A 16,891-nucleotide genomic window follows, 5' to 3' on the forward strand; every position below is an offset into this window, starting at 1 on the left:
CCCCATGTCGTCCATGACCCCCCAAGAAATCGTCTCCGAACTCGACCACCACATCGTCGGCCAGGCCAGCGCCAAGCGCGCCGTGGCCATTGCGCTGCGCAACCGCTGGCGCCGCCAGCAGGTCGAGGGCGTGTTGCGCCACGAGATCACCCCCAAGAACATCCTCATGATCGGCCCCACGGGCGTGGGCAAGACCGAGATCGCCCGGCGCCTGGCGAGGCTGGCCGACGCGCCTTTCATCAAGGTCGAGGCCACCAAGTTCACCGAGGTGGGCTACGTGGGCAAGGATGTGGACTCCATCATCCGCGACCTGGCCGAGATCGCCGTCAAGCAGACCCGCGATGCAGAGACCCGCAAGGTGCGCACGCGCGCCGAAGATGCGGCCGAGGAGCGTATCCTGGATGTGCTGATCCCCGTGGCCCGTTCGGCCGCAGGCAGTGAATCGCCTCCTGCCGCGGACAGCACGGCGCGCCAGGTGTTCCGCAAGAAGCTGCGCGAGGGATCGCTCGACGACAAGGAGATCGAGATCGACGTGGCCGAAAGCCGGCCGGCGCTGGAGATCATGGGCCCCTCGGGCATGGAGGAGATGACCGAGCAGTTGCGCGGCATGTTCAGCCAGATGGGCCAGGACAAGCGGCGCACGCGCAAGCTCAAGATCGCGGAGGCGCTCAAGCTGCTGGTCGAGGAAGAGGCCGCCAAGCTCGTCAACGAAGAAGAGATCAAGACCCGCGCCATTGCCAACGCCGAGCAGAACGGCATCGTCTTCATCGACGAGATCGACAAGGTGGCCTCTCGCCAGGAAAGCAGTGGTGCCGACGTCTCGCGCCAGGGCGTGCAGCGCGACCTGCTGCCGCTGGTGGAGGGCACCACGGTGTCCACCAAGTACGGCATGGTCAAGACCGACCACATCCTGTTCATCGCCTCGGGCGCCTTCCACCTGGCCAAGCCCAGCGACCTGATTCCCGAACTGCAGGGGCGCTTTCCGATCCGGGTGGAGCTGGGTTCGCTGTCGGTGCAGGACTTCGAAGCCATCCTTGTGCAGACCCATGCCTCCCTGGTCAAGCAGTACCAGGCGCTGCTGGCCACCGAGGGCGTCACCCTGGAGTTTGCGCCCGAGGGCATCACGCGCCTGGCGCACATCGCGTTCGAGGTCAACGAGCGCACCGAGAACATCGGCGCCCGGCGCCTGTCCACGGTGATGGAGCGGCTGCTTGACGAAGTCAGCTTCGATGCAACGCGGCTATCGGGTCAGACCGTGGTTATTGATGCTGCCTATGTGGATGCGCGGCTGCAAACCCTGAGTCAGAACGAGGATCTTTCGCGCTACATCCTGTGACCACGGGCCCTGCCTTGAGGTATCACTTGCATAGGCCGCTGTAAGTGGTTCTTTCTCAAAGACTTTTGCTTGTCTGGCTACTTTGGAGTCGCGCCTAAGTCCTTGATTTCATTGCAAAAGTTTGTTGTGCACCCCCTTGCTCGGTGTGCTTTTCCTGCTACAGTGCAAAAAAGTGCAATTAAGTGGTGAAAAGTGCCCTCAGAGCCCGATTCCAGGGCCCGAGTGGATTCCAACCGAGTGGGAAATCTGTCCGTGTTTCAAGGTGCCTCGTCGCTCAGTCTCGATGCGAAGGGTCGGCTGTCCGTGCCGACCCGGCATCGTGACGTCCTCGCGGCGACGGCGGGCGGCCAGCTCACGATCACCAAGCACCCCCACGGCTGCCTCATGGTCTTCCCCCGCCCGGAGTGGGAGAAGTTCCGCGAGCGCATCGCCGAGTTGCCCATGTCCGCCCAGTGGTGGAAGCGCATCTTCCTGGGCAATGCCCAGGACGTGGAGATGGATGGCACGGGCCGCGTGCTGGTGTCGCCCGAGCTGCGCGAGGCTGCCGGCATCTCGCGCGAGACCATGTTGCTGGGCATGGGCAACCACTTCGAACTCTGGGACAAGGCCACCTATGACGAGCAGGAGGCCAAGGCCATGCAGGGTGAGATGCCGGACGTCTTCAAGGACTTTTCTTTCTAAGGGCGCGCGGTGACCGAGGCTTTGCAACACACGACCGTCCTGCTCGAAGAAGCGGTGGACGCGCTGCTCGGCGGCGCAGGCCCCGAGCCGTCTGGCACCTTTGTGGACGCCACCTTCGGTCGCGGGGGGCACTCGCGCAGGATCCTGTTGCGGCTGGGGCCAGAGGGGCGTCTTGTGGCATTTGACAAGGACCCTGAAGCCATCGCCGAAGCAACGCGCATCAACGATGCGCGTTTTTCCATTCGGCATGAGGGATTTCGCCACCTCGGAGAGCTGCCTGCCGGCAGCGCTGCGGGCGTGCTGATGGACCTGGGCGTGAGCTCGCCCCAGATCGATAGCCCCGAGCGGGGTTTCAGTTTCCGTTTCGATGGTCCGCTGGACATGCGCATGGACACCACGCGCGGCGAAAGCGTGGCCCAGTGGTTGGCAACTGCCGAGGTTCAACAGATTGCGGAGGTGATACGTGACTACGGTGAAGAACGGTTTGCTGGCCCCATTGCAAAGGCGATTGTTGCGCGGCGCGAAGAGCGGGGGCCTGTTGCAACCACCGGTGAACTGGCCAGTCTCGTGGCTGGCACGGTCAAAACCCGCGAGCCGGGCCAGAACCCTGCAACGCGCACATTTCAGGCTCTTCGGATTTTCATCAACGCCGAGCTTGAAGAGCTGCAACAGGCGCTAGAGGCCAGCCTCTCGGTGCTGCAGCCGGGCGGGCGCCTGGCGGTCATCAGCTTCCATTCACTGGAAGACCGCATCGTCAAGCAGTTCATTGCCAAGCACTCCAAGGAAGTCTACGACCGCCGGGCGCCGTTTGCCGCGCCCCAGGCCATGAGGCTGGTGGCCCTGGACCGCATCAAGCCCAGCGCCGCCGAGGTGGCGGGCAACCCCCGCTCGCGCAGCGCCATCATGCGCGTGGCCGAGCGCACGGAGGTGCCTGCATGACGCGGTTGAACCTGGTGCTGCTGCTGGCGGTACTGGCGAGTGCACTGTTCCTGGTGCACACCCAGTACCAGTCGCGCCGCCTGTTCACCGAGCTCGACCGGGCCACGGCCGAGGCGCGCCGCCTGGAGACCGAACACCAGCGCCTGCAGGTGGAAAAGCGCGCCCAGGCCACGCCGCTGCGCGTGGAAAAGCTCGCGCGCGCGCAGCTGCAGATGCGCACGGCCACGCCGGCCATCACGCAGTACGTGTCCGATCCGGCCGGTGTCACGGCCGCCGCGTCGTCTTCGCAGGCCGCAGCGCCTGCCGCAGGAACGCAGCCATGAGCCGCAGCGTTCTGTACACCTCCAGCCCGCTACTGGCCAGCAAGACGCCGGTCTGGCGCAGCAAGTTCATCGTGGCGATGATCGCGCTGGGCTTTCTCGGCCTGGGCGCGCGGGCGGCCTATGTGCAGGTGTTCGGCAACGCGTTCTTCCAGCGCCAGGGCGAGGTGCGCTTTGCGCGCACCCTGGAGATGCCCGCCAACCGCGGCAAGATCCTGGACCGCAACGGCCTGATCCTGGCCTCCAGCGTGCCGGCCGCCAGCATCTGGGCCATCCCCGAGGATGTGGAGCAGGACCAGCCCGAGGTCCGGGCCAAGATGAAGCAACTGGCCAAGCTGCTGGAGATGCCGCTGTCCGAACTCAATGCCAAACTGGCCGACGAGGACAAGACCTTCGTCTGGATCAAGCGCCAACTCGACTGGGACGTGGGCCAGCAGATCGCGGCGCTGGGTATCAAGGGCATCTATCAGCGCAAGGAATACAAGCGCCAGTACCCCGAAGGCGAGGCCGCCGCGCACGTGGTGGGCTTCACCAACGTCGAGGACCATGGCCAGGAGGGGATGGAGCTGGCCTTCAACAAGGAACTGGCCGGCAGGGCCGGCTCGCGCCGCGTGATCAAGGACCGCCTGGGCCGCGTGGTCGAAGGTGTGGGCGAGACCGTACCACCCGTGGACGGGCGCGACATGCAGCTGTCCATCGACAGCAAGGTGCAGTTCTTCGCCTACCAGAAGCTGCGCGACCAGGTCACGGCGCACAAGGCCAAGGCCGGCAGTGTGGTGGTGCTCGATGCCCACACCGGCGAGTTGCTGGCGCTGGCCAACTACCCGAGCTACGTGCCCGACAAGCGCCAGAACCTGACCGGCGAGCAGCTGCGCAACCGCGCGCTGACCGACGTGTTCGAGCCGGGCTCGACCATGAAGCCGTTCACCATCGGCCTGGCCCTGGAGAGCGGGCGCGTGCGCCCCGAGACGCCGGTGGACACCAATCCCGGGCGCATCACCATTACCGGCTCCACGATCTCGGACACGCACAACTACGGCCTGCTGACGGTCGAGGGCGTGATCCAGAAGTCGAGCAACGTGGGCACCACCAAGCTCGCCATGCAGATGCCGGCGCGTGAGATGTGGGAGACTTTCTCGGCCGCGGGCTTCGGCCAGAAGCCACAGATCGGCTTTCCCGGCGTGGTGAGCGGCAAGCTGCGTCCCTACAAGACCTGGCGCCCGGTGGAGCAGGCCACCATGTCCTACGGCTACGGCCTGTCGGCCAGTCTGTTCCAGATGGCGCGCTCGTACACCGTGTTCGCCAATGGCGGGCGCGTGATCCCGGCCACCATGTTCAAGACCGACGAAGCCGCCATCGGCGTGCCCGTGTTCTCCGAGCGCACGGCCGACCAGGTGCGCAAGATGCTGCAGATGGCGGCCGGCCCGGGTGGCACCGGCCAGAAGGCCCAGACCCTGGGCTACTCCGTGGGCGGCAAGTCCGGCACGGCGCGCAAGCAAGTGGGCAAGAACTACGCCTCGGGCAAGTACCGCGCCTGGTTCACGGGCATGGCGCCCATCGACAAGCCGCGCATCATCGTCGCGGTGATGATCGACGAGCCCAGCAACGGCGTTTTCTATGGCGGCGCCGTGGCCGCGCCGGTGTTCAGCGAGGTGGTGCAGCAGACACTGCGCATGATGGGCGTGCAGCCCGACATGGCCGTCAAGCCCCAGATCGTGGCCAACCCGGTGGAGGAGTCCCTGTGATGCAGGTGATCAACTCCTCCCGCGACGCCGTGCAGTGGCTGCGCAGCCGCGTCACCGGCACGCTGCAGACCGACAGCCGTCTGATCGGCCCGGGCGACGGCTTCATTGCCTGGCCCGGTGCGGCCACCGACGGGCGCGCCCATGTGGCCGATGCCCTGGTGCGCGGTGCCACGGCCTGCCTGGTGGAGCAGGCGGGCGTGGAGGTGTTTGCGCTGGAGGGTGAGCATATCGCCGCACTGCCGGGCCTCAAGGCCGCCACCGGCCCGATCGCGGCCGAGTGGTTCGGCCATCCCGCCCAGCGGCTGGACGTGCTCGCCGTGACAGGCACCAACGGCAAGACCAGTACCGCATCGTGGCTGGCCGATGCGCTCAACCTGCTGGCGGGCCCGCAGTACGGCAAGGGCTGCGCCATCGTCGGCACCCTGGGGATGGGGCGGCCACCCGCGCTCACCTACACCGGCATGACCACGCCCGACCCGGTGAGGTTGCAGCGTGCCTTCGCACAGTTCGTGGACGAGGGAATGGGCGCTTGCGCCATCGAGGCTTCGTCCATCGGCATCGCCGAGCGCCGCCTGGACGGCACGCGCATCCGTGTGGCCGTGTTCACCAATTTCACGCAGGACCACCTCGACTACCACGGCAGCATGGCCGACTACTGGCTGGCCAAGCGCGAGTTGTTCGGCTGGAACGGATTGGAAGCGGCCATCATCAACGTGGACGACCCGGCCGGCGCGCAGCTGCATGCCGAGTTGGCGGGCACGGCGCTGGACCTGTGGAGCATCGCGCTCGACGCCGAGGCCCGCCTGGTCGCCCGCGAGGTGGCGCTGGGCGAACAGGGCCTGCGCTTCACCGTGGTGGAGGGCGCCGAGCGGCACGCGCTGCAGACCCGCGTGATCGGCCAGTACAACATCCTGAACCTGCTGGGCGTGCTGGCCACGCTGCGCAGCCTGGGCGTGCCCCTGGCCGACGCCGTGGACGCCTGCAGCCGCCTGCAACCCGTGCCCGGGCGCATGCAGCGCCTGGTGGCGGCTGGCCAGCCGCTGGTGGCCGTGGACTATGCCCACACCCCCGACGCGCTGGACAAGGCGCTGCGCGCGCTACGCCCCCTGGCCGACGAACGCGGCGGCCAGCTGTGGTGCGTGTTCGGCTGCGGCGGCGACCGCGACGCCGGCAAGCGCCCGCTGATGGGGGCCGTGGCGCAGCAGCAGGCCGACCGCGTGCTGGTCACCAGCGACAACCCGCGCAGCGAAGACCCCGCTGTGATCATCCACCAGATCCTGCAAGGCACGATCGCCGGCCCCTCGGTGCAGCCCGAGCCCGACCGGGCCGCTGCCATCGCGGCCGCCATCGGCCAGGCCGATGCCCTGGACGTGGTGCTGATCGCCGGCAAGGGACACGAAGACACCCAGGAGACGGCTGGCGTGCGCCTGCCGTTCTCCGACATGGCCCATGCGCAAGCCGCGCTGCAGGCCCGAGGAGCCCGCACATGGGCATGATGATGAACCTGCACCAGGCCCATGGCCTCATCGCGCAGCGCATCGCGTCCGCACGCCTGCTGGGTGATGGCGGCACCGCGCTGCAGCGCGTACACACCGATACCCGCAGCCTGCAGTCCGGCGACCTGTTCGTGGCGCTCAAGGGCGAGCGCTTCGACGCCAACGCCTTCCTGGACCAGGCCCGCACGGGCGGTGCCGCCGCCGCCATCGCGCACGGCGGCCTCGAAGCGGCCGGCCTGGCCGGCATCGAGGTGCCCGACAGCCTGGCTGCACTCGGTGCGCTGGCCACCGGCTGGCGCGCGCAGCACGATCTGCCGCTGATCGGCGTGACCGGCAGCAACGGCAAGACCACGGTGACGCAGATGATCGCCTCCATCCTGCGTGCCTGGCAGGGCGATGCCGCCTTGGCCACAGAGGGCAACTTCAACAACGACATCGGCGTGCCGCTGATGCTGCTGCGCCTGAACGGCGCGCACCGCGCCGCCGTGATCGAGATGGGCATGAACCACCCCGGCGAGATCGCCGTGCTGGCCGACATGGCCCAGCCCACGGTGGCCCTGGTGAACAACGCCCAGCGCGAGCACATGGAGTTCATGCACACGGTCGAAGCCGTGGCGCGCGAGAACGGCTCGGTGTTCGCGGCGTTGCCCGCCGACGGCGTGGCCGTGTTCCCGGCCGGCGACGCCTTCACGCCGCTGTGGCGCGAACTGGCCGGGGCACGCCCATGCCTCGCGTTCGGCGACGGGGGCGATGTGGCCTGCGCGTCTGCCGAATGGACCCAGGGCGCTTGGGTGCTGCAGGTGCAGACACCGGCCGGGGCCCTGGATTGCCGGCTGCAGATCGCCGGCCGCCACAACGTGACCAACGCATTGGCGGCCGCGGCCTGCGCACTGGCCGCCGGTGCACCGCTGGCCGCCATCGCCCGGGGGCTGGATGCCTTTGTGCCGGTCAAGGGCCGCTCGCGCGCCTTCAGCGTGCAGCACGCCAGGCGCGAGATCACGGTGGTGGACGACACCTACAACTCCAACCCCGATTCGCTGCAGGCCGCCATCCAGGTGCTGGCCGCCTTGCCCGGCCCGCACCTGCTGGTGGTGGGCGACATCGGCGAGGTCGGCGAGCAGGGGCCGCAGTTCCACGCCGAGGCTGGCACCCAGGCAAAGGAAGCGGGCATTGCCACGCTGTATGCGCTGGGAACGCTGTCGGCACACACGGCGCGCGCCCATGGCGCGGCCACGCATTTCGAGAGCATGGAGCAGCTGCAGTCCGCGGTCTGCGCCGCCTTGCCCACGGTGGGCAGCGTGCTCGTCAAGGGTTCGCGCTTCATGAAGATGGAGAGGGTGGTACAGGCCATTGCGGCTGCCACCGCTGCGCAAGCAACACAACAAGAACAACAAGGAAAGTTCGAGGGAAGCCATGACGCAACGCACTGAATCGACAAGCGCACGCCGGGCGCGTTGCCTCTTGCAGGGAGGTGCCGCATGCTGCTGATCCTGTCGCAATGGCTGCAGGGGCTGTCGCCCGAGCTCGGCTTCTTCCGCGTGTTCCAGTACCTCACCTTCCGTGCGGTGATGGCGGCGCTCACGGCGCTGCTCATCGGCCTGTTGGCCGGCCCCAAGGTGATCCGCGTGCTCACCTCGCTCAAGATCGGCCAGCCCATCCGCGGCTACGCCATGCAGTCGCACCTGTCCAAGAGCGGCACGCCGACCATGGGTGGGGTGCTGATCCTGCTGTCGATCGCGATCTCCACGCTACTGTGGTTCGACCTGTCCAACCGGTTTGTATGGATCGTGCTCATCGTCACCCTGGGCTTCGGCGCCATTGGCTGGGTCGATGACTGGCGCAAGGTGGTCAACAAAGACCCCGAGGGCATGCGCTCGCGCGAAAAGTATTTCTGGCAGTCCGTCATCGGCCTGATCGCGGCCGTCTACCTGGTGTTCAGCATCTCCGAGAGCTCCAATGCCAAGGTGTTCGAACTGTTTCTGACCTGGGTGCAGTCGGGCTTCTCGCTGGACCTGCCGCCCAAGGCCGGGCTGCAGCTGCCGTTCTTCAAGGAGGTGAGCTACCCGCTCGGCGTGCTCGGCTTCGTGATCCTCACTTACCTGGTCATCGTGGGTTCGAGCAATGCCGTGAACCTGACCGACGGCCTGGATGGCCTGGCCATCATGCCGGTGGTGATGGTGGGCTCGGCCCTCGGGGTGTTCGCCTACGTCACCGGCAGCTCGGTCTATTCCAAGTACCTGTTCTTCCCGAACATCCCGGGGGCTGGCGAACTGCTGATCTTCTGCGCCGCCATGGCCGGCGCCGGGCTGGCCTTCCTGTGGTTCAACGCCCATCCGGCACAGGTGTTCATGGGCGACGTGGGCGCGCTGGCGCTGGGTGCGGCCCTGGGCACCATCGCCGTCATCGTGCGCCAGGAGATCGTGTTGGCCATCATGGGCGGCATCTTCGTGGTCGAGGCCCTGTCGGTGATGCTTCAGGTGACCTGGTTCAAGTACACCAAGAAGCGCTATGGCGAAGGCCGCCGCCTGCTCAAGATGGCACCGCTGCACCACCACTTCGAGAAGAGCGGCTGGAAGGAGACCCAGGTGGTCGTGCGCTTCTGGATCATCACCATGCTGCTGTGCCTGATCGGCCTGTCCACGCTCAAGCTGCGCTGAACATGACGACCACGCCCCACGATCCCCACGCCAACGGCATCGAGCCTGGCGATCACCTGCCCCCGATGGCAGGTGATGGCCTGCATGTGCCGGCCGGGGACGAGACCGTGCGCGTGCCTCAACTCGCGCCAGGGGCGGCCCCGTCGCAAGAAGATGTGGCGTTGCCCGGTGCCGAGGCCCTGGCACAACCCGACGACGTACCCGCCGACGCATTGCAAGGCGGTGAACCGGTCGATGCGCCGCAGACTGCCGCGACGCCCGCGCCCACCCCGGTGCAGCCCGCCGACGGCTATGTGGCCCCGGCCATTTCTGCCGCCAAGGCGGCCGCCGATTTCGTGGCACAGATCTTTGCCGAGGTGAATGCACCCGACGCGACCGAGCCTTCGCCGTTGCTGGCTGCACCCGTGGACGAGTCCGAGGGCGAGGCCGAGCCAGCGCAGCCCCAGGGCCGCCCCGGCGAGGGCATGCTGCCCTATGAGGGAAAACACTTCCTGGTGCTGGGCCTGGGTGCCTCGGGCCTGGCCATGGCACGCTGGTGCGTGCGCTGCGGCGCCACTGTCACCGTGGCCGATACGCGCGCCGCGCCGCCCCAACTGTCGGTGCTGCAGCAGGAACTGCCGGGCGTGCGTTTCGTGGCCGGTCCGTTCGATGCCAGCCTGGTCGAAGGCGGCGCCGGTGTGCATGCCGTCTACCGTTCGCCCGGCCTGAGCCCGGCCACCGTGGCGCCCGTCTGGGCGGCGGCGCAGGCCATCGGTCTGGCCACCGGCGGTGAGCTGGGCCTGTATGCCGCGGCGCTGCAGTACCTGCGCGCCTCGCACGGCTATGCCCCGGCGGTGCTGGCCATCACCGGCACCAATGGCAAGACCACCGTCACCTCGCTCACCGGCCAACTGGTGGAGCGCGCCGGCAAGACCGTGGCCGTGGCCGGCAACATCGGCCCCACGCTGCTCGACACGCTGGCCGGGCACATCGACGCCGAGACCCTGCCCGAGGTCTGGGTGCTCGAACTATCGAGCTTCCAGCTCGAAGGTGCCATCGGCTTCGAGCCCACGGCGGCCACCGTGCTCAACATCACCCAGGACCACCTGGACTGGCATGGCGACATCGGCGCTTACGCAGCGGCCAAGGCGCGCATCTTCGGGGGCGCGGCCCTGATGGTGCTCAATCGCGAAGACCCCACCGTCATGGAGATGCTGGGCACCGCCTCGGTCGCTGCGGCACAGGCGGCGCAAGCCGCTTCGGGCAAGCCCGCCCCCACCTCGCGCAGCAAGCAGCCTGCCAAGGTGCCGTTGCGCGAGCACCTGACCTTCGGCATCGACATGCCCCGGCGCCCGGGCGACTTCGGCATTGAAACCGTGGGCAGCATGCCCTGGCTGGTGCGCGCGCACGAAGCGGACGAGACCCGCAAGCGCAGCACGCGCCGCCGTGCCGCCCCTGCGGCGCAGGATGGCGAAGCTGCTGCCACCGTCCCGGCGGACGAGGAAGATCTGCACATCCAGCGCCTGATGCCGGCCGACGCGCTGCGCATCCGCGGGCGCCACAATGCCTCCAACGCGCTGGCCGCCCTGGCCCTGGCGTCGTCGGCAGGTTGCACGCTATCGGCCATGCTGTTCGGCCTGCGCGAGTACCGGGGCGAGCCGCACCGCGTCGAGCCCGTGGCCCTGATCGACGGCGTGGAGTATTTCGACGACAGCAAGGGCACCAATGTGGGTGCCACCGTGGCCGCGCTTAACGGCCTGGGGGCCGATCGGCGCATCGTGCTGATCCTGGGCGGCGACGGCAAGGGGCAGGACTTCGCGCCGCTGGCCACGCCGGTGGCGCGCTATGCACGCGCGGTGGTGCTCATCGGGCGCGATGCGCCGCTGATTCGCGCGGCCCTGCAGGAAGGCGGCGTGCCGCTGCTCGACGCAGCCACGCTGCCCGAGGCCGTGCACCAGGCCGCGCAGCGCGCGCGCTCCGGCGATGCGGTGCTGATGTCGCCCGCCTGCGCAAGCTTCGACATGTTCACCGGCTACGAACACCGCGCACGCGTGTTCTGCGACACGGTGCTGGCCATGGCGCAGGACGCCGGCCAATCCCTGGAGGGCATGTGATGGCTGCCAGCATCGCCAACGCTCCCGCCAGCTTTCCCCAGCGCCTGGCTGGCTGGCTCGGCCGCCTCACCGGCAAGGCCGGCGAGGTGCTGCCCGTGCGCGTGGGCGGCACCGAATACCGCCAGTCGACCACCACGCCCGCGAGCGTGCTCGGTTTCGACCAGGCCTTGCTGTGGGTGGTGGTCGCCCTGCTGGCCTGGGGGCTGGTGATGGTGTATTCGGCATCGATTGCCATGCCGGACAACCCGCGTTTCGCCAACTACGCGCCCACTCACTTCCTGACCCGCCACATGATGTACCTGGTGGTGGGCTTTGTAGCTGCGCTGCTGGCCTTCCAGGTGCCCATGAAGCTCTGGGAGCGCGCGGCGCCCTGGCTCTTCGTGGCGGCGCTGCTGCTGCTGGTGGCGGTGCTGATCCCGGGCGTGGGCAAGGTGGTCAACGGGGCGCGGCGCTGGCTGTCCATCGGGCCGGTGGGCTTCCAGCCTTCCGAGGTCGCCAAGTTCGCGGTGCTCATCTATGCCGCCGACTACATGGTGCGCAAGATGGAGGTCAAGGAGCGCTTCTTTCGCGCCGTGCTGCCCATGGGCGCCGCCGTGGCCATCGTCGGCGTGCTGCTGCTGGCCGAGCCCGACATGGGCGCTTTCATGGTCGTGGCGGTGATCGCCATGGGCATCCTGTTCCTGGGCGGCGTCAACGCCCGCATGTTCTTCCTGATCGCAGCCGTGCTGGTGGGGGCTTTCGCTTTGATGATCGCCAGTTCGCCCTGGCGCCGCGAGCGGGTGTTCGCCTACCTCGACCCCTTCAGCGAGCAGCATGCGCTGGGCAAGGGCTACCAGCTGTCGCACTCGCTGATCGCCATCGGGCGCGGCGAGATCTTCGGCGTGGGCCTGGGCGGCAGCGTCGAGAAGCTGCACTGGCTGCCCGAGGCGCACACCGACTTCCTGCTGGCCGTGATCGGCGAGGAGTTCGGGCTCGTCGGCGTGCTGGTGCTGATCGTGCTGTTCCTGTGGATGACGCGCCGCATCATGCACATCGGCCGCCAGGCGATCGCGCTGGACCGCGTGTTCGCGGGTCTGGTCGCCCAGGGCGTGGCGATCTGGCTGGGCTTCCAGGCCTTCATCAACATGGGCGTGAACCTGGGGGCGCTGCCCACCAAGGGGCTCACCCTGCCGCTGATGAGTTTTGGCGGCTCGGCCATTCTGATGAACCTGGTGGCGATTGCGGTAGTGCTCCGCGTCGATTACGAAAACAAACACATGATGCGCGGAGGCCGCGTATGACGGCGCCCAAGACCGCCCTCATCATGGCCGGTGGCACAGGCGGCCATATCTTTCCCGGCCTGGCCGTGGCCGAGGAGCTGCGTGCGCGCGGCTGGCGCGTGCACTGGCTCGGTGCGCCCGGCAGCATGGAGTCGCGCATCGTGCCCGCGCAGGGCTTTGCGCTGGAGACCATCGACTTTTCGGGCGTGCGCGGCAAGGGCATCGTGACGCTGGCCCTGCTGCCACTGCGTCTGCTGCGCGCCTTCTGGCAGGCGCTGCAGGTGGTGCGCCGCGTCCAGCCCGACGTGGTGGTGGGCCTGGGTGGCTACATCACCTTCCCGGGCGGCATGATGGGCGTGCTGTGGGGCAAGCCGTTGGTGCTGCACGAGCAGAATTCGGTGGCCGGCATGGCCAACCGGGTGCTGGCCGGCGTGGCCGACCGGGTGTTCACCGCCTTCCCGACTGTCTTCAAGAAGGGCCAGTGGGTGGGCAACCCGCTGCGTGCCCCGTTCACGCGCCAGAGCGATCCGGCCGAGCGCTTTGCCGGCCGCAGCGGCCCGCTGCGCCTTTTGGTCGTCGGCGGCAGCCTGGGTGCGCGCGCGCTCAACGAGGTCGTGCCCCAGGCGCTGGCCCTCATCCCGGCCGAGAACCGGCCCGTGGTGACGCACCAGAGCGGTGCCACCCAGATCGACGCGCTGCGTGCCAACTATGCCGCCGCCGGGGTCGAAGCCGAACTGACCCCCTTCATCGACGACACCGCCACGGCGTTTGCGCAGGCCGACATCATCGTCTGCCGCGCGGGCGCCAGCACCGTGACCGAGATCGCCGCCGTGGGCGCTGCCGCCCTGTTCGTGCCTTTTCCCTCGGCGGTGGACGACCACCAGACCACCAACGCCCGCTTCCTCGTGGATGCCGGGGGCGGCTGGCTGGTGCCGCAGCGCGAGCTCACGGCCCAGGGTCTGGCGGCGGTGCTGAGCAACACAGAGCGCCCGGAGCTGCTGCGCCGGGCCACACAAGCCAAGAAGATGCAAAAGACCCATGCCACCCACGCGGTGGTGACTGCCTGCGAGGAGCTTGCAACACCATGAAGCACGCCATTCGCCATATCCATTTCGTAGGGCTCGGGGGCGCCGGCATGAGCGGCATCGCCGAGGTGCTGTTCAACCTGGGCTACCGCATCTCCGGCTCGGACCTGGCCGACAGCGCCACCTTGCGCCGCCTGCAGGGCCTGGGCATCAAGACCTGCCTGGGCCACGCGGCCGCACACATTGACGGTGCCGACGCCGTGGTCACCTCCACGGCGGTCACGGCCGACAACCCCGAGGTGCTGGCGGCGCGCGACAAGCGCATTCCCGTGGTACCACGGGCGCTGATGCTGGCCGAGCTGATGCGCCTCAAGCAGGGCATCGCCATTGCCGGTACGCACGGCAAGACCACCACCACCAGCCTGGTGACCAGCGTTTTGGCCGAGGCGGGCCTGGACCCCACCTTCGTGATCGGCGGGCGCCTGAACAGTGCCGGTGCCAACGCCAAGCTGGGCAGCGGCGACTACATCGTGGTCGAGGCCGACGAATCCGACGCCTCGTTCCTGAACCTGCTGCCCGTGATGGCGGTGGTGACGAACATCGATGCCGACCACATGGAGACCTATGGGCACGACTTCGGCCGGCTCAAGGGCGCCTTCATCGACTTTCTGCACCGCATGCCGTTCTACGGCACGGCCATCCTGTGCGTGGACAGCCCGGCCGTGCGCGACATCCTGCAGAGCGTGACCTGCCCCATCACCAGCTACGGCTTTTCCGAAGATGCCCAGGTGCGCGCCGTGAACGTGCGCGCCGAGGCCGGCCAGATGCGCTTCACCGTGCAACGGCGCAATGGTGTCACCCTGCCCGACCTGGAGATCGTGCTCAACCTTGCGGGCGAGCACAACGTGCTCAATGCGCTGTCGGCGATTGCCGTGGCGGTGGAGCTGAACATTCCCGATGAAGCGGTGCAGCGTGCGCTGGCCGGTTTCAAGGGCGTGGGCCGGCGCTTCCAGAGCTATGGCGACCTGCCCGCGAAGGATGGCGGCCGCTTCACCGTGATCGACGACTACGGCCACCACCCGGTGGAGATGGCGGCCACGCTGGCCGCAGCGCGCGGTGCCTTCCCGGGGCGGCGTCTGGTGCTGGCCTTCCAGCCACACCGCTACAGCCGCACGCGCGACTGCTTCGAGGACTTCGTGAAAGTCATCGGCAACGCCGATGCGGTGCTGCTCACGGAGGTCTATGCCGCGGGCGAGGCGCCCGTGGTGGCGGCCGATGGCCGTTCACTGGCACGCGCACTGCGCGTCGCCGGGCGCGTGGAGCCGGTCTTCGTGGACGACGTGGCCGAGCTGCCCCAGGCCATTGCCGACAACGCGCGCGACGGCGATGTGGTGATGTGCATGGGCGCAGGCTCCATTGGTGCCGTGCCGGCCAAGGTGGTGGACATGCTGCAGAACAACAACCAATCCGATAGCAAGGCGCTGGCGGGGAGCGCGACATGACGATGACGACGAAACTGGGTTCCAACGTGGATGTGAAGGCACTGGGCAAGGTCGCCGTGCTGATGGGCGGCGCGTCCGCTGAGCGCGAGGTGTCGCTGATGTCCGGCACCGGCGTGCTGCAGGCGCTGCGCTCGCGCGGCGTGGATGCGCATGCCTTCGATCCCTCGCAGAACGACCTGGGCGAGTTGCGCCGCGACGGCTACGCGCGCTGCTTCATCGCACTGCATGGCCGCCATGGCGAGGACGGCACGGTGCAGGGCGCGCTGGAGCTGCTGCGCATCCCTTACACCGGCCCGGGCGTGATGGCCTCGAGCATCGCGGTGGACAAGATCATGACCAAGCGCATCTGGCGCGCCGAAGGTCTGCCCACGCCGGACTGGCGCCTGGTGGGCAGTGTGGCGGAGACCAAGGGCGCGCTGGCGGCCCTGGGAGCGCCGATGATCGTCAAGCCCTCGCGCGAGGGCTCCACCATCGGCCTGACCAAAGTCACCTCGGCTGAGCAGTGTGGCGAGGCGTATGCCCTGGCCTCGCGCTACGACCCCGAGGTGCTGTGCGAGCAGTTCATCGCGGGTGAGGAAACCACCTGCCCCATCCTGGGGGAGGGCGCCGGCGCCTATGCGCTGCCGGTGATCCGCATCGTCGCGCCCGAGGGCAACTACGACTACCAGAACAAGTATTTCACCGACGTCACGCAGTACCACTGCCCGAGCGGCCTGCCCGAAGCCGAGGCGCGCGAGATCCAGCGCCTGGTGGTGGCGGCCTTCCGCTCGCTGGGCTGCCGTGGCTGGGCGCGTGCGGACATCATGATCCGTGCCAGCGACCGCCAGCCCTTTCTGCTGGAGATCAACACCTCGCCTGGCATGACGGGCCACTCGCTCGTGCCCATGTCGGCACGTGCCTCGGGCATCAGCTACGAAGATCTGTGCGTGGGGGTGCTGGCCAGCGCCACCATGGACACGCCCGCCGGCAGCACCCTGGGGACCTGATGAACAACGCGCTGCCCGCACCGCTGGACGTCAAGCTCATGAACATGACCGCATCGGTCCTGTTCGTGGGCTGCGCCATGCTCGTGCTGGCGGCGGGTGCCTGGTGGGTGCTGCGCTACCCGGGCTTTGCCATCGCGCGCATCGTCGTGCAGGGCGAGCTGGTACACAACAACGCCGTCACCTTGCGTGCCAATGTGGCGCCGCACCTGGTGGGCAACTTCTTCACGGTGGACCTGCGCAAGGCGCGCGAGGCCTTCGAGCAGGTGCCCTGGGTGCGCAAGGCCTCGGTGCGGCGCGAGTTCCCGGGCAGCCTGCACGTGGTGCTCGAAGAGCACGAAGCCGTGGCGTACTGGGGCCCCGAGTCGGGATCGGCCATGGTCAACCCCCAGGGCGAGGTGTTCGAGGCCAACGTCGGCGACGTGGAGCAGGACGGCCTGCCGCGCCTGCAGGGGCCGAGCGGCACCTCCAGCGAGGTGCTGCAGATGTACGGTCTGATGCAGCCAGTGTTCGAGCCGCTGGGCATGGATGTGGAGGAACTGGCGCTGACCGGCCGCGGTGGCTGGCGCGCCACGCTGGACACCGGGGCGGTGGTGGAACTCGGGGGCGGCACGCCGGCGGAAGTGGTGGCGCGCGCCAAGCGCTTTGCGCGCACGCTGACCCAGGTGGCGGCCCAGTACAAGCGCCGGGTGGATGCGCTCGAGTCGGCGGACCTGCGGCACGCGGGGGGCTATGCATTGCGGCTCAAGGGGGTGACCACCACGAGCCCGGAGGCGGCCGCGGGTGCCGCCACACGGAGGTAGCAGCATGCATGCAAGGTACAGACGGCGCAGCGGGCAGGGCAGAACAACGAAG

14 protein-coding genes are annotated in these 16,891 nt (G+C 68.3%); all 14 read left to right on the forward strand.

Going from position 1 to position 16,891, the window contains the following annotated elements; translation table 11 throughout:
• The first annotated feature begins 4 nt into the window (after nucleotides 1-4).
• The gene (gene hslU / locus AC0IZS_RS13240; protein ID WP_471636037.1) at nucleotides 5-1,336 is read left to right on the forward strand and encodes an ATP-dependent protease ATPase subunit HslU; all 1,332 of its coding nucleotides are present in this window, start codon (nucleotides 5-7) and stop codon (nucleotides 1,334-1,336) included.
• Nucleotides 1,337-1,588: 252 nt separating this feature from the next.
• Entirely contained in the window at nucleotides 1,589-2,017 is a 429-nt protein-coding gene (mraZ, locus tag AC0IZS_RS13245; protein WP_007857381.1) for a division/cell wall cluster transcriptional repressor MraZ, read from the forward strand.
• Nucleotides 2,018-2,026: 9 nt separating this feature from the next.
• The gene (rsmH, locus tag AC0IZS_RS13250) at nucleotides 2,027-2,956 is read left to right on the forward strand and encodes a 16S rRNA (cytosine(1402)-N(4))-methyltransferase RsmH (RefSeq protein WP_471636038.1); all 930 of its coding nucleotides are present in this window, start codon (nucleotides 2,027-2,029) and stop codon (nucleotides 2,954-2,956) included.
• Nucleotides 2,953-3,279, forward strand: coding sequence for a cell division protein FtsL (gene ftsL / locus AC0IZS_RS13255; protein WP_471636039.1), 327 nt, complete (start codon nucleotides 2,953-2,955; stop codon nucleotides 3,277-3,279). Before rsmH ends, ftsL begins: the two co-directional genes overlap by 4 nt.
• Complete coding sequence (locus tag AC0IZS_RS13260) at nucleotides 3,276-5,021, forward strand: peptidoglycan D,D-transpeptidase FtsI family protein (protein ID WP_471636040.1); 1,746 nt, start codon at nucleotides 3,276-3,278, stop codon at nucleotides 5,019-5,021. The genes ftsL and AC0IZS_RS13260 overlap by 4 nt, the downstream gene beginning before the upstream one ends.
• Nucleotides 5,021-6,517, forward strand: a complete 1,497-nt coding sequence (locus tag AC0IZS_RS13265) for a UDP-N-acetylmuramoyl-L-alanyl-D-glutamate--2,6-diaminopimelate ligase (protein ID WP_471636041.1) — start codon at nucleotides 5,021-5,023, stop codon at nucleotides 6,515-6,517. Before AC0IZS_RS13260 ends, AC0IZS_RS13265 begins: the two co-directional genes overlap by 1 nt.
• Nucleotides 6,508-7,947: a UDP-N-acetylmuramoyl-tripeptide--D-alanyl-D-alanine ligase gene (locus tag AC0IZS_RS13270; RefSeq protein ID WP_471636042.1), complete on the forward strand. Its 1,440-nt coding sequence runs from the start codon at nucleotides 6,508-6,510 to the stop codon at nucleotides 7,945-7,947. The genes AC0IZS_RS13265 and AC0IZS_RS13270 overlap by 10 nt, the downstream gene beginning before the upstream one ends.
• A 48-nt stretch (nucleotides 7,948-7,995) precedes the next feature.
• Nucleotides 7,996-9,174, forward strand: a complete 1,179-nt coding sequence (gene mraY / locus AC0IZS_RS13275; protein WP_471636043.1) for a phospho-N-acetylmuramoyl-pentapeptide-transferase — start codon at nucleotides 7,996-7,998, stop codon at nucleotides 9,172-9,174.
• 65 nt (nucleotides 9,175-9,239) lie between these two features.
• The gene (locus AC0IZS_RS13280) at nucleotides 9,240-11,267 is read left to right on the forward strand and encodes a Mur ligase family protein (protein WP_471639518.1); all 2,028 of its coding nucleotides are present in this window, start codon (nucleotides 9,240-9,242) and stop codon (nucleotides 11,265-11,267) included.
• Nucleotides 11,267-12,547, forward strand: a complete 1,281-nt coding sequence (gene ftsW / locus AC0IZS_RS13285; RefSeq protein WP_471636044.1) for a putative lipid II flippase FtsW — start codon at nucleotides 11,267-11,269, stop codon at nucleotides 12,545-12,547. Before AC0IZS_RS13280 ends, ftsW begins: the two co-directional genes overlap by 1 nt.
• Nucleotides 12,544-13,614 (forward strand): undecaprenyldiphospho-muramoylpentapeptide beta-N-acetylglucosaminyltransferase, encoded by a 1,071-nt coding sequence (gene murG / locus AC0IZS_RS13290; protein ID WP_471636045.1) that lies wholly within the window; start codon nucleotides 12,544-12,546, stop codon nucleotides 13,612-13,614. Before ftsW ends, murG begins: the two co-directional genes overlap by 4 nt.
• Nucleotides 13,611-15,053, forward strand: a complete 1,443-nt coding sequence (murC, locus tag AC0IZS_RS13295; RefSeq protein WP_471636046.1) for a UDP-N-acetylmuramate--L-alanine ligase — start codon at nucleotides 13,611-13,613, stop codon at nucleotides 15,051-15,053. Before murG ends, murC begins: the two co-directional genes overlap by 4 nt.
• On the forward strand, nucleotides 15,050-16,039 hold the full coding sequence (locus tag AC0IZS_RS13300; RefSeq protein ID WP_471636047.1) for a D-alanine--D-alanine ligase: 990 nt from the start codon (nucleotides 15,050-15,052) through the stop codon (nucleotides 16,037-16,039). The genes murC and AC0IZS_RS13300 overlap by 4 nt, the downstream gene beginning before the upstream one ends.
• Nucleotides 16,039-16,839, forward strand: a complete 801-nt coding sequence (locus AC0IZS_RS13305; protein ID WP_471636048.1) for a cell division protein FtsQ/DivIB — start codon at nucleotides 16,039-16,041, stop codon at nucleotides 16,837-16,839. The genes AC0IZS_RS13300 and AC0IZS_RS13305 overlap by 1 nt, the downstream gene beginning before the upstream one ends.
• Nucleotides 16,840-16,891: the final 52 nt, after the last annotated feature.

The organism is Acidovorax sp. AC410, assembly GCF_979253235.1.